Consider the following 19,597-nt stretch of genomic DNA (forward strand, 5'->3'; position numbering starts at 1 on the left):
ACCGTCCGGCTTGCGCCAACGCCCGCCACAGAGCAGGACTTTGGGCGTTGCGCTTGGCCGGGTTGGTCAGCGTCACCGTGGCGATCGCGTCGTCGTACGCGGCCCGGACGGGCCGCTCGCGGAGGCGGAGGCGGCGGGGGTGGCTCTGCTGTCCGTGGACGAGGACATCGCCTGGCACCACGTGCATTTGTTGCTCGCCTCGGCGATCGGGGCCCGCCCGGCGGCCCCCGGGAGCGGGATCGGGGAGCTGTTCGCGCTGGCCGACGCGGTGGCCGCGGCCGTCGGCGGGGCCACCGCCGTGGAAGACCCGCGGCAGCGGATCCTCGCCTACTCGACCGTGCCGGGGCAGGGAGTCGACGAGGACCGGCGGCAGGGCATCCTCGGCCTGCGGGTGCCGAAGAGCCCGGAGAACTCGGAACAGTACCGGGTGCTGTTCGCGGCGCAGGGCCCGGTGCGGCTGCCCGCGCTGGGCGGCGGGGACCCGCTGCCCCGGCTCGCCGCGGCCGTCCGCGCCGGGGGCGAGACCCTCGGCTCGCTGTGGGTCGTGGACGACGGCAACCTCGCGCCGGACGCCGAGGAGGCGCTCGCGCAGGGCGCGTCCACCGCGGCGCTGCTCCTGCTGCGGGCCCGGGCCGCGCAGGAACTGGCCCGGCACCAGAACGGCGACCTGTTGCGCCGCCTTCTCGACGGCACCGCCGACCCGGCGGGCGCCGCGCACCGTCTGGGCCTCGGCCTCGCCCCGGACGGCAGCCCGGCGCCCGTCCGCGTGGCCGCCTTCGTCCTCGACTCGGCGGTCTCGGCGGCCGACGTCGAGCAGACCGCGCTACGGCTCCTGGACCTCGTACGGCTGCAATGCGAGGCGCGTTACGGGCGCCACGCGTGCGTGCTCGTCGACGGTGTCGTGTACGCGCTGCTGCCCGCGCTCGGCGAACGCGGCGGGGCCCGGCACCGGCGGTTGGCCGAGGACATCGTGCGGCGGGCCGGGCAGGCGCTGCGGGCGCCCGTGCGGGCGGCCCTCGGCGATGTCGTGACCGGGCTCGCTGAGGTGCGGGCCTCGCGCGAGGACGCCGACCTCGTGCTGCGCGTCCTCGGCCCGGAGCTGCCGGTGGCGTCCGTGGCCGAGGTGCGCCCCCGGGTCACCCTGCTGCGGCTCACCGAAGTCATGGGCGAGCGGCGGGAGTTGAACGCCGGGGCGTGGCGGCAGGTCCTCACGTACGACACCGAGCACGGCACCGACTACGCCCGCACCCTCGTCTCCTGGCTGGACGCCGGCTGCGACATGGCGGGTGCGGCCCGGCTGCTCGCCGTCCACCCCAACACCTGCCGCTACCGCCTCAGGCAGGCCCAGCAGCAGCTCGGCCTCGACCTCGACGATCCCGACGAACGGCTGGTGCTGTGGCTCCAGTTGAGGACGCTCGCGGGGCTCAGGGCGACGCCGACAGCCAGCTCCTGAGCCGCTCCTCGCACGCGCGCAGCTGCGCCACCGGCACGTACTCCCCCGCCGTGTGCGCCAAGACAGGGTCCCCAGGACCGTAATTGAGCGCGGGCACACCGAGCGCGGCGAACCGGGCGACGTCGGTCCAGCCCAGCTTCGGGCGGGGCTCGACGCCCAGCACGCCGATGAGTGAGGCGACCGCGTCCTGGTCCAGCCCGGGCAGAGCGCCCGGCACGACCTCGCTCACGTCGACGTCGTACTCCGCCCCCGGGAAGAGGCCGCGTACGTACGCCTCCGCCTCCTCGGATGAACGGCTCGGCGCGAAACGGGAGTTGACGGTGATCACGCACTCGTCGGGGACGACGTTGCCCGCGACCCCGGACCGTACGGCGACGGCGTTGAGGCCCTCCCGGTACTCGAGCCCGTCGATCACGACCCGCTCGGGCGTGTGGTCGGCGAGCCGCTGGAGGACGGCGGCGGCGCGGTGGGCGGCGTTCACGCCCCTCCACGCGCGGGCCGTGTGCGCCCGCTCGCCGCGCACCGTGATGTCAGCCGTCAGCACGCCCTGACAGCCGGCCTCGACCCCGGCGTCGGAGGGCTCCATGAGGATCGCGAAGTCCGCATCGAGCAGCCCCGGCCGCCCGGCGGCGATCGTGCCGAGCCCGTTGCGGTCGCCCTCGACCTCCTCGCACTCGTAGAAGACGTACGTGACGTCGCGCGCGGCCGGCGCCGGGACGGTGGCCGCGAGGCGCAGGGCGACCGCGACACCGCCCTTCATGTCGCAGGCGCCCAGGCCGTACAGGAGGTCGCCGTCGAGGCGGGAGGGCAGGTTCCCGGCCGCGGGAACGGTGTCCAAGTGGCCCGCGATCACGACCCGTTCGGGGTGACCGAGGTCAGTGCGTGCGACCACCGAATGACCGATCCGCTCTACGGTGAGATGCGGGAGGGCGCCGAGTGCCGCCTCGACGGCGTCCGCGAGCCGGGCCTCCTCGCCGCTCTCGGAGGGGATGTCGACGAGGGCACGAGTGAGGGTGACGACGTCGGTGGTGAGGTCGAGGAGGGTGTCGAGGGCGTTCATGCCGTTTCCTGGGCGAGGTCGGGTTCCTGGAGCTCGGGGCGTCGGTTGAGCTTGGAGTTCCTGACCCCGTACAGCCCGTAGATCACCAGGCCGACGGCCATCCACGCGCCGAACGCGACCCAGGTGTCCGTGCCCAGGCTGAACAGCATGTACGCGCAGAAGCCCACGCCCAGGATCGGCGTCACCGGCGAGAAGGGCACCTGGAAGGAGCGGGGTGCCTCGGGGCTGCGGCGGCGCAGCAGGATGACCGCCAGGTTGACCAGCATGAAGGCGAAGAGCGTGCCGATGCTGGTGGCGTCGGCGAGGGCGCCCAGCGGGACGAGCGCGGCGAGCACGGCGATGAAGCCCGAGACGATGACGGTGTTGGCGCGCGGCACCCCGGTGATGGGGTGCACCTTGGAGAACAGCGGCGGTACGAGCCCGTCCCGGGACATCGCGAAGAGAATGCGGATCTGCCCGTACTGCACGGTCAGGACGACGCTGGTGGTCGCGACGACCGCGCCGACGGACAGCAGGACCGGCCAGAGGCTGCCGCCTCCGACCGACTGCACGAGCACCTCGCTGAGCGTGGCCTGGGTGCCCTCGAACTTCTTCCACGGCATCGCGCCGAGCGCGGCGACCGCGACGAGGACATACAGCGCGGTGACGAGGACGAGGGACAGGATGATCGCGCGGGGCAGGTCGCGCTGCGGGTTCCTGGCTTCCTCCCCGGCCGTCGAGGCGGCGTCGAAACCGATGTAGGAGAAGAACAGCGAGGCGGCGCCCGCGCTCATACCGGCCGTGCCGAGCGGGAAGAGGGGGGTGAAGTTCCCGGCGCGGAAGGCGGTGAAGGCGACCGCGCAGAACATCACCAGCGCGGCGATCTTCACACCGACCATCAGGGTGTTGGCGACGGCGCTCTCGCGGGCTCCGCGCAGCAGTACGACCATGGCGAGTACGACGATGGCGGCGGCGGGGATGTTCAGCACACCGCCGGCACCGGGCGGCGCGCTGAGCGAGTTGGGCAGGGTGAGCCCGAGCGTCAGGTCCAGCAGCTCATTGACGTACTGCCCCCAGCCGACCGCCACTGCGGCCACGGACACCCCGTACTCCAGGATCAGACACCAGCCGCAGACCCAGGCGACCAGCTCGCCGAGGGTGGCGTAGGCGTAGCTGTACGAGGAGCCGGAGCCCGGGATCATGCCGGCCAGCTCGGCGTACGACAACGCGGAGAACAGCGCGGTCACCCCGGCGAGGACGAACGAGACGACGATGGCGGGCCCGGCCTCGGGCACCGCCTGCCCGAGCACCACGAAGATCCCGGTCCCCAGGGTGGCTCCCACGCTCAGCAGCGTGAGCTGCCCGACCCCCATGGTCCGCCTGAGCGGGCTCCCGGCGGCCTCGGCGACGAGTTCTCCGACCCCTTGCCGCCGCGTCAGCCGCCCCGCTCGCGTACGCCGTCTTTCCACCGCGCTACTCCCTCCACCGTTCCTGCTCCGCCTTCAGTGCCCTGATGATGCGGAGGGCGGAGCGGTGGGCGGTGGGGGAATCGGCCAGAGATGGCGGGGGTCGTTTGGCGGCTCAGCCAAAGCCGATGCAGCCGTGGGCATGCGTGCCCGCCTGGGGCGGCACCCGCCCCCAAGAGAGCGGCACCCTGCAAGCGCCGGTAAGCGAAACCCACGCTGAGCTCAGCCCCTCACGCCGGGGCAGCTGAAAACCGGGGCGGCGCAGCGCGCCGCCGCCCGTACTGGAACGTGGAACGCGGGCCCGGCGTACGGCCCCTGGGCGGGCGGCTACTTCGGCGGCGGCCTGCTGCCCGGCCTGCTCGTCGGCATCGGCACGATGCTCGGCAGCATGATGTCCAGCCCCCCGTAAGCCTCCGACGGTCCGCGACCGCGGCGTCAGCGCATGACGTCCAGCCCCCGCACGCCTCCGACCGTCCGCGACCGCGGCGTCAGCGCATGACGCCCAGCCCCCCGCACGCCTCCGACCGTCCGCGACCGCGGCGTCAGCGCATGACGCCCAGCCCCTCGCACGCCTCCGACCGTCCGCGACTGCCGCGTCAGCGCAACGCGTCCGCGACCTCCCGCGCCGCGTCCACGACACGCGGCCCCACCCGCTCCGGCACGGAGTCCGCGAGCATGACGACACCGACGCTGCCCTCGACGCCCGTCACGCCGATGAGAGGAGCCGCAGCCCCACTGGCCCCCGCCTCCAACTCCCCATGCGTGAGCGTGTACCCGGGCTCCCCCACCGGCGCCTGCCGGGCGGCGAGAATCGCGCGCCCCGCGGCCCCCCGGTCCAGCGGATGCCGGAACCCGGCGCGATAGGCAACGTGGTAATCCGTCCACGTGGGCTCGACGACGGCGACGGCAAGCGCCTCGGTCCCGTCGACCAACGTGAGATGAGCCGTCGCCCCGATGTCCTCCGCCAGCGCGCGCAACGCGGGCAGCGCGGCCTCCCGTACGAGCGGATGCACCTGGCGGCCCAGGCGCAGCACTCCGAGCCCGACCCGGGCGCGGCCACCCAGATCACGGCGTACGAGGGCGTGCTGCTCCAACGTGGCGAGCAACCGGTACACCACGGTCCGGTTGACGCACAGTTTGTTCGAGAGCTCGGTGACGGTCAGCCCGTGATCCGTGTCGGCGAGCAGCTTGAGGACGCGCAGTCCCCGGTCGAGCGTCTGAGAGGTCTCCGCGGTCACGACGCCCACTCCTTAGTGGTGAGGTCGACGGCCCCCTCGCGGCGAATGCGGCACCGAGTCCCGTCGGCGACGCGCTTCAGAGGCCGCCGGTCGGCTGACGACCCGGGCTCTTCCCGGGCGGAGTCGCTTCACGGCTGCGCTCCGCGGCGGCGCTGCCACGGGGCGTGTGCGTAGCGGGACAGTAGCGAGCCGGTCCGCTCAGCGGAAGTCTCCGTCCAGAATCCGGGCATCGGCTGATACGGACTGCTTCCCTTTGCCCCGAAACGGGAGGTCGCACAGCACCCGCGTACACCACCCCCGCAGAGAGCGCACACGCCCTACCGCACGCCCGCGCGAAGGAGCGCACGCCGGTGCCCAGCGACGGGACGCTCCCCCAACTCCCGTACAGGCACAGCATCTGGGCGTGGCCGACTCGCCTCGCCGACGCGCTACCGGACGGCGCGCAGCGCGTCCTGGTGCTGGCCTTCGAGGATGGCCGCCTGCAGATGCTGGCACGCCGGCCCGCCTCGCCGACGCGCTGCCGGACGGCGCGCGGAGCGTCCTGGTGCCGGGCTTCGAGGATGGCCGCCTGCAGATGCTGGCGCGCCGGCTCGCCTCGCCGACGCGCTACGGACGGCGCGCGGAGCGTCCTGGTGCCGGGCTTCGAGGATGGCCGCCTGCAGATGCTGGCGCAGCGAGGCTCGGTCGCGAAGCCGACGTTCCCGGCGGGTCCACCGACAGATCGCCGGACTCCGGCAGATGGCGGGCCCGGGAGACAGGCAACGCCCAGCGTCACCGCATGCGGGTGGCCCACTCCTGCACCTTGGCGATCCGCTGCCGCAGTTGCCCCGCCGTGGCCTCCGCGCTCGGCGGCCCGCCGCACACGCGTCGCAGCTCGGTGTGGATCACGCCGTGCGGCTTGCCGCTCTGGTGGACGTACGCGCCGACCATGGTGTTGAGCTGCTTGCGCAGTTCCAGCATTTCCTTGTGCGAGACCACGGGGCGGCGCTCGGCGGGAAGTTCGAGGAGATCGGCCTCCTCGTCGGGCTTCTTGCGGCTGTGCGCGATCTGCCGTGCCTGCCGCTTCTGCAGCAGGAGTTGCACCTGGTCGGGTTCGAGGAGCCCGGGGATGCCGAGATAGTCCTGCTCCTCCTCGCTTCCCGGGTGCGCCTGCATGCCGAACTCGGCGCCGTCGTACAGCACCCGGTCGAAGACGGCCTCGGACTCCAGCGCCTCGAAGGAGAACTGCTCCTGCTCTCCGGTGTCCTCGTCCTGTTCCCGGTTCGCCTCCTCCATCTCCTTCTCGGACTCGGCGTACGGGTCCTCCTCGCCCTCCTTCTTCGGCTTGTCGAGGGCGTGGTCGCGCTCGACCTCCATCTCGTTGGCAAAGGTGAGCAGGTCGGGGATGGTAGGCAGGAAGACGGACGCGGTTTCGCCGCGCCGCCGGGACCGCACGAAGCGTCCGACGGCCTGGGCGAAGAAGAGAGGCGTGGAGATCGTGGTGGCGTACACGCCGACGGCGAGGCGGGGCACGTCGACGCCCTCCGACACCATCCGCACCGCGACCATCCACCGGTCGTCGCTGTGGCTGAACTCGTCGATACGGTTCGAGGCACCGGTGTCGTCGGACAGGACGAGGGTCGCCTTGGTCCCGGTGATCTCGCGGATCAGCTTGGCGTACGCGCGGGCCGAGTCCTGGTCGGAGGCGATGACGAGGGCCCCGGCGTCCGGGATGCCCTTGCGCACCTCGGTCAGCCGCTGATCGGCGGCGCGCAGCACACTCGGCATCCACTCGCCGCGCGGGTCGAGGGCGGTGCGCCAGGCCTGGCTGATGGCGTCCTTGGTCATGGGCTCGCCGAGCCGGGCGGCGATCTCGTCCCCCGCCTTCGTACGCCACCGCATGTTGCCGCTGTAGGAGAGGAAGATGACGGGCCGCACGACCCCGTCGCCGAGCGCGGACCCGTACCCGTACGTGTAGTCGGCGGCGGACCGCCGGATCCCGTCGTTCCCCTCCGCGTACGTGACGAAGGGGATGGGGTTGGTGTCGGACCGGAACGGCGTACCGGTGAGTGCGAGCCGACGGGTGGCGGGCTCGAACGCCTCCAGACACGCCTCACCCCACGACTTGCTGTCACCGGCGTGGTGGATCTCGTCGAGGATGACGAGGGTCTTGCGCTGCTCGACGCGATTGCGGTGCAGCATCGGCCGCACGCCCACGCCCGCGTACGTCACCGCGACGCCCTGGTACTCCTTGCTCAGCGGTCCCGCGCTGTACTCGGGATCCAGCTTGATCCCCACCCGCGCGGCCGCCTCCGCCCACTGCTTCTTCAGATGCTCGGTCGGCGCGACCACGGTCACCTGCTGCACGACATGGTGGTGCAACAGCCAGGACGCGAGCGTCAGCGCGAACGTCGTCTTCCCGGCGCCGGGCGTGGCAACGGCCAGAAAGTCGCGCGGCTGCTCCTGGATGTACCTCTCCATCGCCCCCTGCTGCCAGGCGCGCAGCTTGTTGGCGGTGCCCCAGGGGGCGCGGCCGGGGAAGGCGGGTGAGAGGTGATGGGAGGAAGTGGCGGTGGTAGTCACGGTCTCCGTGGATGGTTGGGCGGCTCGGCTACGTATGACAACCGGGCCACCCTACCGGCGCGCCGCTGGTGCCAACGCGCGGACGACGCGGGCTCACCCATGGATGGGACTCAGCTCACATCGCCTCGTGCAGCGCCCGCAGGCGCAGGGCAATCAGCCCCACGTCCTCCAGGCTGCCTGCCGCCACCTCGATAACGAGCTTGTACGCCTCGTCCTGGTCGACGTCGAGCATCTCCGTGTGGTGGAGGTCGAGGAAGACGACCGTCGTCGCGCAGACGAAGGTTCATGGCCATACCGTGATGAAGCCGTAGATAGTGCTGTAGATAGTGCCAAAGCGGTACCAGGTCAGCGCTCCCGCAACCGCGTGGTCACCCACGCCCCCGCCAACGCCACCCCCGCCATCGGCAAGAACACCGCGGCGAAGGCGGCCGGGTGGGAGGCGGACGCCGAGGTCGCCGCATGGGTCAGCGTGCCGCCGCCCAGCGCGGCGAAGGCGGTACCGCCCGCGGAGAGCAGTACGACGTTGGAGAGGGCGTCGGAGATCTGCAGCGCGGCGGAGTTGGCGCCGGCCTCCTCCGGCGCCGAGAGATGGAGCAGCAGCACGCTCGTCGCGGCGATCACCAGCCCCATCCCGAAGCAGCCGAACCCCCAGGCGACGGCGACGATCCACACCGGCACGGCATGGATCAGCACCGCCGGCGCTGTGGCGATGGCCGCCGCGACCAGCACCATGCCGAGGAACATCAGCCGCTCCCGGTACGGCTCCACACGCGGCCGCGCCTGAACATAGGAGCCCAGCGCCCACGTCCCGCCGCCCGCCGCGAGTGAGAACCCGGCGAGCGTCGGGGACAGCCCCCGCTCGGTGACCAGCATGAGCGGCACGAAGGACTCGGCGGCGATGAACGACCCGGCCGCGACCCCGCGCAACAGCACCACGGACGGCAGCCCCCGCGCCGCCCGATACGTACCGCGGGGCAGCAGCCCGAGGACGGCGGGGACGAGCAGCGCGGCTCCCGCGGCGGCGGGGAGGAGCGAGAGGGGGCGCAGATCCTGGGCGGCGTACTGCACGAGCCCCGCGCCCAGCGCGATCCCGAGCGCCAGCCGGAGGCGCCGCCGGTCGAGGGGCGCGGGGACGGCCTCTCCCGCACTTCCGGACGTCCGCCGCCGTATCTCGGGCAGCGCCAGCGCCAGGGGAAAGACGACCAGGACAGGTATCCCGAGGAACACCCAGCGCCAGCCGAGGTGTTCGGTGACCGCGCCCGCGGCGAGGGGTCCGACCACGGACGGGACCACCCAGCCCGCCGCGAACGCCGCCATGATCGCCGGCCGCAGCCGCTCCGGATAGGCCCGCCCGACAACCACGTACAACGCAACGATGACGAGCCCGCCGCCGAGCCCCTGCACCGCCCGCCCGAGGATGAACACCCACATGACCCCGGCCGTCCCGGACAGCGACAGACCCGCCGCGAAGGCCGCGATCCCCGCGGTCAGCGAGGCCAGTGGCCCGTCCCGGTCGGACCACTGCCCGGCGAGCACCATGCCCAGCAGACTCGTGGTGAAGTACCCGGAGAACGCGAACGCGTACAACGACACCCCGTCGAGGTCCCGCGCCGCCACCGGCATGGCCGTCCCCACCGCCGTCGCCTCGAAGGCGATCACCAGCACCACGGACACGATCCCGATGCTGAGCGCCCGGTGGGCCCGGCTCAGCACGCCGCCCTCAGCCTCGGACGGAACCGTCACGGCATCGCGCTCTCCCAGGGCAGTCATGGCCGTCAGCGTAAGGCGCACAGCCGACACTGACTCCTGTCCGGAGACCGTGATCGACTGGGCCTTTGGTCGTACGACCGTCCAGGGATCCCGGGCCACCCGGCCGTTCGTGAACGGAGTGTGGCAGTCCCGTTGCAACGCCCTCCGACCTCTTGAGCCCCGCCCGCGCCGCCGCCTACGGTCAACTCATCAGGTTCGGAACGAGTGAGCCGTGCCGCACCTGAGATCGGCCGTGTGCCCGAGTGGTTTAGGGACTCGCCTGCAAAGCGAGTTACGTGGGTTCGATTCCCGCCACGGCCTCCGAAACGGTGTCGGCCGTCCCCGCGTGGGGGGCGGCCGATCCGCGTTTACGCGTACAGCGCTCCGCCCGCCTCGTCCTCGAATATCTCGGGCCAGTAGCGCCGGCCGTCGTCGCCCTCCAGCAGGGGCGTCGGGTCGCAGGCGACCGGGTCGACGGTGGCGAGGGTCTGGGTCATCGTGGCGGCCAGTTGCTCATAGGCGTCCGTGAGGTCGTGGGTCGCCTCGAGCGTCTTCTCGCGGTGCAGCAGCCAGAGGGTGAACGCCAGCGTGGAGATGTCGGCGTTGAGGGGGCGCAGGGTGAGGTCCGGTTCGCTCCAGGCGAGGACCGCGCCCGTGGTGCCGTCCACCACCAGGCTGGTGTCCTCCACCAGACAGCCGAGCCGTATCAGGCGGTCCGCGGTGGCGGGGAGTTCGTCGGCGGAGAAGTCGCCGGGGCGCTCGTCCGCGTAGTACTCGGTGAGGGCCGGCAGCGGCACCTCCGTGTCCAGCTGGAAGAGGAGGCCGTCCTCGGGCAGGCCTGTCTCCCGCAGGAAGCGGCGCGTCGGTTCGTGCGTCAGCGTGGTCGGGAAGTCGACATCCTCGAAGCGCATGATTCCGCCGGACCCGAACTCCTCGTCCAGCAGCCGCTTCGGCAGGTCGAGGACGAGTCCGTCGCCGGGGCCGGCGATCCGGGCGAGCGGGCGGATCAGCGCGGCCATCCGCCAGTACGGCGGCACGTGGCCGCCCGCGCCGTGCTCGAAGACGGCGGTCAGGCGGTCCGAGGCCTCCGCGACCGCCTTCGGGCCGAACGGGCCCCGGAACGCGGTCAGTTCCTCGGTGGCCGCGGCGAAGCGCAGCAGGGCCTCCAGGGAGGGGGCCAGCGGGGACAGGTCCATGAGCGCGGCGTTCCGGTGGCCGTACGTCGTGGAGACCTCGCCCGTCATGCCGTCCAGGACGATCGACTCCAGGTCCCGGTCCAGGTTCCGCAGCGCCCCTATGACGAGTTGGTCGCTGAGTTCCCCGGCGAGTTTCTCCGCGTCCACCGCCAGGTCCGCGAGCCTGCGCAGGCCGTGCTCGCGCAGTGTGCCGAATCCCAGCAGCGTGCCGTCGCCGGGCAGTCCGGGGTCCGTCAGCCGGTGCCGCGTTCCCGTGTGCGTGACGTACGGATCCAGCTCGTCATCGGTCAGTGTGATCGCGCCGCCGACATCGGTGTCAGTCGTGCTCATGGCTCCCCCGCGCAGGTACGCATCGTGCTTCCCCCAGCCGGGAACGGCCCGGCGTCCCACGCCAGTTCCCCATGCCCGAGAACCATACGCCGCCCCACTGACAACGGCAGAAATGCTGCGCGCTCGTCCTCAAACGCCGGACGGGCCGGATACCTCAGGTGAAGTACACGCCACCCGCGACGACCACCACGGCCGCCAGCACGAACAGCAGCACCCAGAGGAACAACTTCCCCACGCTGGGCGGAGGTTCGTAGCGGGGCGGTTCGGGGGCGCTCATGACGGGGTCACCACCGCGGCCTGTGGGCGGATCGGCAGGCGGTTGACCGGGCGGCCCGTCGCCGCGCGGACGGCGGACGCGACCGCCGCCGGGGACGTCACGACCGGCACCGCACTGACCGCCTTCGCGCCGAACGGGGCGACGACGTCTCGCTCCTCGACCAGTTTGACGATGCGGATGTCGGGTGCGTCCAGGGAGGTGGGGAGGGCGTATCCGGTGAGGTCGGGGTGGCGCACCAGGCCCCGGGCGGTGCGCAGGTTCTCCGTGAGCGCGGCGCCGACGCCCTGCGTGACGCCCGCCTCGATACGGGCCGTGAGCTGCGCCGGGTTGAGGATCCGGCCGACATCCTGGGCGAGCGCCAGTTCCACCACCCGTACCGAGCCCAGTTCGATATCGACGTCCACCACCGCGCGGATCGCGCAGAAGGCGAGGCCCACGAAGGCGTCGCCCTGGCCCGCGTCGTCGAGCGGTTCCGTCGGGTGCGGGCGGCACTGCGCGGTGGCCCACAGCTCCTTGCCGTCCATCGCCTCGGTGACGGTGGTCGAGAGCACACCGTCGTACGAAGTGATCTTGCCGTCGGTGATCTGGAGGAGTTCCGTGGACATGCCGAACTTGTGCGCCAGGGGCTGAAGAAGTTGCGTACGGACCATCTTCGCGGCGCGTTCGACCGCTCCGCCCGACACCCATGTGTGACGGCCTCGGCAACTCGCCCCGGCCGGGGGCTGATCGGTGTCCACCGGTGCCACATGCACCTCGTCGATGCCGAGGGTCTCCTGGACGATCTGCCGGGCCAGCGTGGTGAAGCCCTGCCCGGTCTCCACGGCCGCGCAGAGCACCGTGGCGACGCCGTCGTGGACCTTCACCGTGGCCGTGGAGACCTCGTCCGCACCCTCGGCGCCGAGCATGTGGACCATGCCGACGCCATAGCCGACACCTCGGCGTACGGCGCCGGGTTCGCCCGCGCCTTCGGGGCCCCCGGGGAGCAGCCACTCGTCCTCGGGCGTGTCCTTGGGGAGGGCGGGGAGCGGGAAGTCCCGTACGGCTTGCAGCAGTTCGGCGACCGGTGCCGGGCAGGTCACCGTCTGGCCGGTCGGCAGGACGTCTCCCGTGGCCATCGCGTTGCGCAGGCGCAGCTCCGCCGGATCTACGCCGAGCTTCTTCGCCAGCTTGTCCATCTGCGCCTCGTACGCGGCGCAGACCTGCATGGCGCCCTCACCGCGTACGTGACCGGAGGGCGGGTTGTTGGTGCGTACGGCCCAGCCCTCGATGAAGGCGTTCGGGACGACGTACGGGCCGCAGGCGAAGGAGACGGCGGCGGCCAGCGACTCGGAGGAGGTGTCGGCGTAGGCGCCCGCGTCGAGCAGGATCTGCGCCTCGACCTTGACCAGCCTGCCCTCGGCGTCCGCGTGATGCCGGTACCGGAGCAGAGTGGGATGCCTGTGCGCGTGGCCCAGGAAGGACTCTTCGCGCGTTGCGGTGAGTTTCACCGGGCAGCCGGTCCTCAGCGCGAGCAGGCCGAGCGGGAGCTGGAAGCCCTGGTCCTCGCGGTCGGCGGTGGCGCCGGGGACACCGGTGACGACGACTTTCACCCGATCGGGCTCCAGGCCGTAGCAGGCGGCGGCCGTGTCGCGGTCGGTGTGCGGGTCGGTGGAGGCGATGTAGAGCTCGACTCCGCCGTCGGGGCGGGGCACGGCGAGGCCTGCCTCGGCGCCGATCGGGGCCGGGTCCTGGCGGCCGATGCGGTACTGGCCCTCGACGACGATCTCGCCGGCCGCGGCCGGGTCTCCGTGGCGCAGCGGGATGTGCCGGATCAGGTTGCCGTCGGGGTGCAGGGGTTCGGCCTCGAAGGCCTGCTCCGGATCGGTCACCGCGTCGAGTACTTCGTACTCCACGATGACGGCGGCGGCGGCCATCCGCGCGGTGTCCGGGTGGTCGGCGGCGACGGCCGCGATGGGCTCCCCGTGGTGGCGTACGACCTCGGAGGCGAACACCGGGCGGTCCGCCCTGCCGCGGCCGTGCAGCGCGCTGCCGGGCACGTCCTCGTGGGTGATGACCGCCCGCACGCCCGGCATCTCGCGCGCGTGGCTGGTGTCGATGGACACGATGCGCGCGTGCGGGTGGGGCGACCTGAGTACGGCGGCCCACAGCAGGCCCTCGGCCCACAGGTCGGCCGCGTACGGGAAGGTGCCCTCCGTCTTGGCGCGGGCGTCCGCGACGGGCAGCGAGACACCGAGCCCGTGCGGCAGGGGTTCGGGGCCCGTCTCGGGCGTCGCCGGTGTCGCGGTCGCGGCTTCGTTGCTCACGCCTGGCCTCCGTCCTGGCCGTACGGCTGATCGTGCGGCGCTTGGCCGTCGTACGGAGGACTGTCCTCGTACGCCGACGGGTGGATGCCTCCCGCGCCGGGGCCCGCCTGGTGCGGGATGCGCGCCTCTTCCACGTCGGGCGCGGGTTCGGCGGCGGCCGCCGAGTGCGCCTCGCGTTCGGCGACGACCTCGCGCACGGCGTCCACGACCCCGCGGTAGCCGGAGCAGCGGCACAGGTTGCCGCACAGCGCCTGGCGGGTCTCCAGCTCGGTCGGCGCGGGGTTGCCCTCGAGCAGGTCGTGCACGGTCATCGCCATGCCCGGTACGCAGAAACCGCACTGCACGGCACCGCACTTGGCCAGCGCCCGCTGCACGTCGGAGGGCTGCCCCTCGGCGGCCAGGCCCTCGACGGTGCGCACCTCGCTGCCCGCGGCGGTGACGCCGGGCACCAGGCAGGACGCCACGAGCCGGCCGTCCACCTGCACGTTGCAGGCCCCGCACTCGCCCTGTGAGCAGCCGTCCTTGGCGCCCGCGAGGCCGAGCCGCTCGCGCAGTACGTACAGCAGCGATTCGCCGATCCAGGCGTCGGTCACGGGGCGGTCGGCGCCGTTGACGCGCAGGACGTAGGAGGCGAGGGGGTGTTCGTCGTGCGGGGGCGCGGCGGCAATGTCCGCGTCCGGCTCGGGCGCTTCCCGGACCTCGCCGGCATCGAAGGCCTCCGGTTCCTCGTGCGCCGGGTCCGGCTCGAGCGCCTCGGCCACCGGCTCGGGCTCAGAAGCCTCGCGAGCGGGCTCGGGGGCCCGCTGGGCGGCCTGCGCGGGTGAGGGCGGACGCACCCCGGCCGGCGGCTCCGTGGGCCCCTCAGCGGGCATTTCCTGCGGCTCGGTGGACCAGGGCTGCCCGATGGCCTCCGTGGCCCAGGGGGCGGCCGCGCCGCCGGGGAGCGTGGCGGGCGGAGTCCCGCCCCACTGCTCGACGAGTGCCGACGTGGTGAACTCGCCCGATTCGTCCGGAAGGTCACCACCGGCGACCGGAATCGACCACTGCCCGGTCACATCGTGCCCGGGGGCGGCGCCCTCTTGCGCGGCCCCGCCGAAGTCCCACTGCCCGGTGGCTCCCGGGTGGTACGCGAACCCGTCGTGTGCGGCGTCGCGCGGCGCGGTGTTCGGATCCGGCCACTGGACGGCGCCGGCCGGCGCGGCCCACGCGCCCGCGGCTGCCGGGTCGGCCGCCTCGGGTGGCGCGGGCGCCACGCTGAACCGCGGGGGCACATACCCGTGCCCGGGTGCGGCGAGCGGGCTGTCCCGTTCGGCGAGGAGGGCGTCGATGCCCCCTTCGGGGAGCTTCACGAAGGCGGTGGCGCCGTCGTCGTAGTCGCCCTGGGGCAGCGGATCCCACCGGCCGCCGCTCTGCGGGGCGCCCTCTTCGTGCTGGTCGTCGGTCACGACAGCGCCCTCCCCAGTGCTCGTCGGGCCAGCGCGGCGACGGTGCGCCGCAGGTGCAGTACGGCGGGCGGAAGCGGTTGCACGGAGCCGTCCTCGGCGGGGACGGGGTCGGGGATGCAGGCCGCGGCGACGTACTCGCCGAACGCCTGGAGCGCCTCCGGCACGATCGCGCGGTTGTTGTCCCAGTCGATCAGCTGGGCGACCCACGCCTCGGCGTCCAGGGGCCGCAGCGGCATCGGCGCTATGGCACCGACCGCGCACCGCACCCCGCGCCGGGCCGGGTCGAGGACGAGCGCCACGGAGGCGATCGCGCGCCCGGGTCCGGTGCGTCCGGTCGCCTTCAAGAAGACCTGCGGGGCGTGCAGCAGCGGCACGCGCACGTAGCCGATGAGTTCGCCGCCGCGGAGCATCTCCACACCGGCGAGCAGATGCGAGACGGGGATCTCGCGGCGGGCGCCGCCCGGGCCCGCGATGATCAGCGTGGCTTCCAGGGCGGCCAGCACGGGAAGCGCGTCCCCCGTGGGGGCGGCCGAGGCGATGTTGCCGCCCAGGGTGCCCGCGTTACGGATCTGCGGCGGTCCGGCCGCGCGCGCGGCGGCGGCCAGCGCGGGGATGAGGGCCGCGAAGTCGGGCCGCCCCATGCGGGCGTGGGTGAGGCCCGCGCCGAGCAGCGCGTGGCCGTCCTGGTACTGCCAGCCGCGGATCTCGCTGATCCGGCCGAGGCCGACGAGCGCGGCGGGCCGCAGCTGTCCGGAGTTGACGGCGGCCATGAGGTCGGTGCCGCCGGCCACCGGAACGGCGGCGGGCATGGCGGCCAGAGCCGCCACCGCCTCGTCCAGCGAGGCGGGCAGCGTCACGGCCTGCGCCGCCTGCGGTGCGTGCGTGGTCAAACCGGCTGCCCCTTCCCGCTGCCCCACCTGGTCCCACCTGTGCTGCCGTACGGTACGTGCTGACAGGGCGGACGTGGCAACTCTGGCACATCTTCCCCGACCCTCGACGCGGGGGTCCGCTAGGAGGCATTCGCCCCTCTCACCAGGGAGATGGTCCGTTTTCGTACGGCATCACCGTTGAGCGGGAATTGCCACTCTTCGGTGACCCTTGGGTGCCTTTTTCCTTGTGGGGGTCATGGTCCCGGAGAGAACACCCCGGGACACGCCGCTCGGGAGTCATCTCACACGTTCGGGGGCGCCCCCTCGATCGGGCGTCCGAGCACTCCCGGTCGCCGCTGCCACGGCAGGGGTCCCGTAGGGGGCCGATAGGCCACTCCCAGGGCGTCGAGTCGCCCGTAGTGAGCGGTCATCCGGCGCTCGAAGTCGGCGAAGTCCCGTTCGGCGGGGGCGGGCAGGGCGCTCCAGGCGACTTCGGCGAAGGCCGCGAGCCGCGGGAACGTCTGGTAGTCGACGCGCGCGTGGTCCTCCATCACCTCGGTCCACACGTTGGCCTGAGTGCCCAGCACATGCCGTGCCTCCGCTTGGGTGAGCTGTGGCGGCACCGGCTCGAAGCGGTAGACGTCCTCCAGGGTGCGGACGTAGGCGATCGGCACCGGTTCGTCCTCCCCGGCGTCCTGGCGGTAGTCCAAGTACACCCAGTGATCGGGGCACATGACGACGTCGTGGCCCGCGCGGGCGGCCGTGATGCCGCCCTGGTAACCGCGCCACGAGGACACGGTCGCGCCCTCGGCGAGCCCGCCCTCCAGGATCTCGTCCCAGCCGATCAGCCGACGCCCGCGCGCGCGGAGCCAGTTGTCGAAGTGCCGGACGAACCAGGACTGCAACGCGTCCTCGTCCGCGAGCCCGAGTTCCTTGATGCGCGCCTGGACGGTCGGCGACTGCTTCCACTGGTCCTTGGCGCACTCGTCGCCGCCGATGTGGACGAACGCCGAGAACGCGGCGGCGTCCGCGGGGAACAGCTCGAGGAGTTCTTCGAAGACCCCCTCGTAGAAGCGCAGGGTGTTGTCAGTGGGGGCGAGTACGTTTTTGGAGATGCCCCAGTTGTCCCAGACGGTCAAGGAGGTCGTGTCGATGACGTCGGTGTTGCCCAGTTCCGGATACGCGGCGATCGCGGCCTGCGAGTGGCCCGGGATGTCGATTTCGGGGATGACGGAGATATGCCGCTCGGCCGCGTACGCGACGATCTCGCGGATGTCGTCCTGCGTGTAGAAGCCCCCGTGCGGCTTCTCCTCCCACAGCGGCGACGCGCGATGGCCGAATTTCGTGCGCGCCCGCCAGGACCCGACCTCCGTCAGCTTCGGGTAGCGCTTGATATGGACACGCCAGCCTTGGTCGTCGGTGAGGTGAAAGTGGAAGACGTTGAGTTTGTGGGCGGCCAGGAGGTCGAGGTAACGCAGGACGCCTTCCTTGGGCATGAAGTGCCGGGAGACGTCGAGCATGAGGCCGCGCCAGGGGAAGCGGGGCGCGTCCTCGATGCTCTGGTGCCCGAGCGTGTACGTCGTTCCCGGGCGGACGGGAGCCCGGCGGAAGGCGTCGGGGCCGAGGAGTTGACGCAGTGTCTGCGCGCCCCAGAAGACCCCGGCCGCGCCGCCGCCCCTGATCTCGATGCCCCGGTCGACGACGACGCTGAGCCGGTACGCCTCCGGCTCCAGGGTGTCGTCGAGCAGCAGCCGTACGGCATTGCGGGCGCCCTGCGGCCCTGGTGGCAGCGCCAGGCCGAGCGCCGCGCCGAGCGTGGAGCGCAGCCAGCGTTCCGTGGTGCCCGTGCCGGGCCCGGCCCACAAGGCGGTGCCGGCGTCCAGCGGCACCTGGCCGCCCATGGAGCCCTCGACGGCGCGGGGCGCCGGAATCACATCGCTCACGTCAGTCCTTTACCGCTCCGCCGAGCCCGGAGACAAGGCGTCGCTGCACGAGTACGAAGAAGATCAGCACCGGAATCGTCATCACCGTGGAAGCCGCCATGACGCCTCCCCAGTCCGGCTCGTCCGGCTTGTAGAAGACGAGCAGGGCCATCGGCAGGGTGGACTGCGACGTGTCGCTGATGATGAACGACTTGGCGAACAGAAAGTCGTTCCAGGCCGAGATGAAGGAAAAGACGCTGGTGGCCACAAGTCCCGGGAAGACAAGGGGGAAGAGGATCTGCCAGAGGAATCGCGCGCGGCTCGCCCCGTCGATGTACGCGGCCTCCTCCAGCGCGTCCGGAACGGCCTTGACGAAACCGCGCAGCATCCAGATCGCGAAGGGCAGCGAGAAGGCGATGTGCGGCAGGATCAGCGAGCCCAGCGTGTTCAGCTGACCGAAGTCCCGCATGAGGAAGAAGAGGGGGATCGTCAGCGCCTCCACCGGCACCATCTGCGCGACCAGGAACATGATCAACAGGGTGGTCCGGAACCGGAAGCGGAATCGGGTGACCGCCGTCGCCGCGAGAAACGCGATGAGCGTGGACACGACGACCACGGAACACGCCACCACAAGGCTGTTGAGGAAGTACCGGCCGAATTCCTGCTGTCCGAAAACGCGCCGGAAGGAATCCAGCGAAGGTGCAAGCGTCCACGGGCGGGGCTCGGTCGACTCGACCTCTCCGGCCGGTTTGAAGGCGCTGAGCACCATCCAGTAGAGGGGGAAGGCGACGACGGCCGCGATCAGCAGCGTGGACGTCTCGGCGGCGAGCCGCCAGGGACGCCGTACAAGGCGCCGTGGAAGGCTCACAGTTCCTCCCCCTGACTGCGCAGCAGCCGCAGATACCCCAGCGTGACCGCCAGCAGAAGCACCAGCATCACCACGCCGATCGCCGAGCCGAGGCTGTACTGCGAGGCGGCGAACGCCTTCTGGTACGCGTAGACGTTCAGCACGAGGTTCTGTCCGGCGATGCCGCCGCCGTTCGTCATCACGTAGATCTGCGTGAAGACCTTGAAGTCCCAGATGACCGACTGGATGGTGACCACCACCAGGATCGGGCGGAGCATCGGCGCGAGCACCGAGCGCCAGATCCGCCACTGCGAGGCGCCGTCCAGAGCAGCCGCCTCCAGCACCTCGGCCGGTACGGCGCGGATCCCCGCGTACACCGTCACCATCACGAACGGGAAGGAGCACCAGACCACTTCCAGCAGCACCAGCGCGAAGGCACTGAGCCGTCCGTATGTCCAGGAGTGGTCGCCGAGGCCGAGGATCCGGTTGACGGGGCCGAAGTCCGGGTCGAAGAGGAGCAGCCAGACCGTGGATCCGGTGACGGCCGGGGTCGCCCACGCGCCGAGCGCGGCCAGCATCAGCGCCAGCCGTGGCATGGCCCGTACGCGGGTGAGCAGCACCGCCAGCGCGCAGCCGACGGCCAGGGTGGAGACCACACAGGCCGCCGCGAAGACCACCGTCGCGCGCAGCACCTGCCAGAACTGGTCGTCGGCGAACAGCGTCGCGTAGTTGCCGAACCCCTGGAAGGTGGTCGGCTCGCCACCACTGACCTGCGCCTGGGTGTACTCCAGGAACGAGATCAGGCAGAGGCTGAGCAGGCCCGCGACGGCCGCGGTGGCACAACTGAAGAACACCACATGGCTGTACGGGGCCGGCTGGGAGGAGGTCTGGGCGGGCAGGA

Annotated in this window: 14 protein-coding genes, 1 tRNA gene and 1 pseudogene; 2 read left to right on the forward strand and 14 right to left on the reverse strand. The window is 72.0% G+C overall.

Going from position 1 to position 19,597, the window contains the following annotated elements:
• Positions 1–187 (reverse strand): annotated as a pseudogene (locus AB0D27_RS41160) (hypothetical protein); the annotation flags it as partial.
• Between AB0D27_RS41160 and AB0D27_RS41165 the strand changes: the two are divergent.
• Entirely contained in the window at positions 182–1,453 is a 1,272-nt protein-coding gene (locus tag AB0D27_RS41165) for a helix-turn-helix domain-containing protein (protein ID WP_362519617.1), read from the forward strand. The pseudogene AB0D27_RS41160 and the gene AB0D27_RS41165 overlap by 6 nt on opposite strands.
• On the opposite strand, the gene dapE is transcribed toward AB0D27_RS41165, so the two are convergent.
• From dapE to AB0D27_RS41190, 5 genes are all read right to left on the reverse strand, one after another.
• Complete coding sequence (gene dapE / locus AB0D27_RS41170) at positions 1,425–2,513, reverse strand: succinyl-diaminopimelate desuccinylase (protein ID WP_362519620.1); 1,089 nt, start codon at positions 2,511–2,513, stop codon at positions 1,425–1,427. The genes AB0D27_RS41165 and dapE overlap by 29 nt on opposite strands.
• The gene (locus tag AB0D27_RS41175) at positions 2,510–3,961 is read right to left on the reverse strand and encodes an amino acid permease (RefSeq protein WP_362519623.1); all 1,452 of its coding nucleotides are present in this window, start codon (positions 3,959–3,961) and stop codon (positions 2,510–2,512) included. The genes dapE and AB0D27_RS41175 overlap by 4 nt, the downstream gene beginning before the upstream one ends.
• A gap of 593 nt (positions 3,962–4,554) precedes the next feature.
• Positions 4,555–5,196 (reverse strand): helix-turn-helix domain-containing protein, encoded by a 642-nt coding sequence (locus AB0D27_RS41180; RefSeq protein ID WP_362519626.1) that lies wholly within the window; start codon positions 5,194–5,196, stop codon positions 4,555–4,557.
• A gap of 771 nt (positions 5,197–5,967) precedes the next feature.
• Positions 5,968–7,758: a DEAD/DEAH box helicase gene (locus AB0D27_RS41185; RefSeq protein WP_362519629.1), complete on the reverse strand. Its 1,791-nt coding sequence runs from the start codon at positions 7,756–7,758 to the stop codon at positions 5,968–5,970.
• 345 nt (positions 7,759–8,103) lie between these two features.
• The gene (locus AB0D27_RS41190; RefSeq protein ID WP_362519632.1) at positions 8,104–9,528 is read right to left on the reverse strand and encodes an MFS transporter; all 1,425 of its coding nucleotides are present in this window, start codon (positions 9,526–9,528) and stop codon (positions 8,104–8,106) included.
• Positions 9,529–9,756: 228 nt separating this feature from the next.
• Here AB0D27_RS41190 and AB0D27_RS41195 point away from each other — a divergent pair.
• Positions 9,757–9,828: transfer RNA gene (locus AB0D27_RS41195), tRNA-Cys, on the forward strand.
• Positions 9,829–9,875: 47 nt separating this feature from the next.
• On the opposite strand, the gene AB0D27_RS41200 is transcribed toward AB0D27_RS41195, so the two are convergent.
• The 8 genes from AB0D27_RS41200 to AB0D27_RS41235 form a co-directional block, all read right to left on the reverse strand.
• Entirely contained in the window at positions 9,876–11,033 is a 1,158-nt protein-coding gene (locus AB0D27_RS41200) for an SUKH-4 family immunity protein (protein ID WP_362519635.1), read from the reverse strand.
• Positions 11,034–11,187: 154 nt separating this feature from the next.
• A complete protein-coding gene (locus AB0D27_RS41205) occupies positions 11,188–11,310 on the reverse strand; it encodes a hypothetical protein (RefSeq protein WP_362519638.1) in 123 nt (40 codons plus the stop codon).
• On the reverse strand, positions 11,307–13,613 hold the full coding sequence (locus AB0D27_RS41210) for a molybdopterin cofactor-binding domain-containing protein (protein ID WP_362519641.1): 2,307 nt from the start codon (positions 13,611–13,613) through the stop codon (positions 11,307–11,309). Before AB0D27_RS41210 ends, AB0D27_RS41205 begins: the two co-directional genes overlap by 4 nt.
• The gene (locus tag AB0D27_RS41215) at positions 13,610–15,058 is read right to left on the reverse strand and encodes a 2Fe-2S iron-sulfur cluster-binding protein (RefSeq protein WP_362519644.1); all 1,449 of its coding nucleotides are present in this window, start codon (positions 15,056–15,058) and stop codon (positions 13,610–13,612) included. The genes AB0D27_RS41210 and AB0D27_RS41215 overlap by 4 nt, the downstream gene beginning before the upstream one ends.
• Entirely contained in the window at positions 15,055–15,948 is an 894-nt protein-coding gene (locus AB0D27_RS41220) for an FAD binding domain-containing protein (protein ID WP_362519647.1), read from the reverse strand. The genes AB0D27_RS41215 and AB0D27_RS41220 overlap by 4 nt, the downstream gene beginning before the upstream one ends.
• A gap of 281 nt (positions 15,949–16,229) precedes the next feature.
• Positions 16,230–17,870, reverse strand: coding sequence for a beta-N-acetylhexosaminidase (locus AB0D27_RS41225; protein WP_362519650.1), 1,641 nt, complete (start codon positions 17,868–17,870; stop codon positions 16,230–16,232).
• Position 17,871: 1 nt separating this feature from the next.
• Positions 17,872–18,717, reverse strand: coding sequence for a carbohydrate ABC transporter permease (locus AB0D27_RS41230; RefSeq protein WP_362519653.1), 846 nt, complete (start codon positions 18,715–18,717; stop codon positions 17,872–17,874).
• On the reverse strand, positions 18,714–19,553 hold the full coding sequence (locus tag AB0D27_RS41235) for a sugar ABC transporter permease (RefSeq protein ID WP_362519655.1): 840 nt from the start codon (positions 19,551–19,553) through the stop codon (positions 18,714–18,716). The genes AB0D27_RS41230 and AB0D27_RS41235 overlap by 4 nt, the downstream gene beginning before the upstream one ends.
• Positions 19,554–19,597: the final 44 nt, after the last annotated feature.

The organism is Streptomyces sp. NPDC048415 (genome assembly GCF_040651675.1).
In the GTDB taxonomy this organism is placed as follows: Bacteria; Actinomycetota; Actinomycetes; order Streptomycetales; family Streptomycetaceae; genus Streptomyces.

Bases quoted from the DNA above. Each gene is read 5' to 3' on its own strand.
- AB0D27_RS41200 (WP_362519635.1), bottom strand. From the start codon at position 11,033: ATGAGCACGACTGACACCGATGTCGGCGGCGCGATCACACTGACCGAT.
- AB0D27_RS41190 (WP_362519632.1), bottom strand. From the start codon at position 9,528: ATGACTGCCCTGGGAGAGCGCGATGCCGTGACGGTTCCGTCCGAGGCT.
- AB0D27_RS41205 (WP_362519638.1), bottom strand. From the start codon at position 11,310: ATGAGCGCCCCCGAACCGCCCCGCTACGAACCTCCGCCCAGCGTGGGG.
- dapE (WP_362519620.1), bottom strand. From the start codon at position 2,513: ATGAACGCCCTCGACACCCTCCTCGACCTCACCACCGACGTCGTCACC.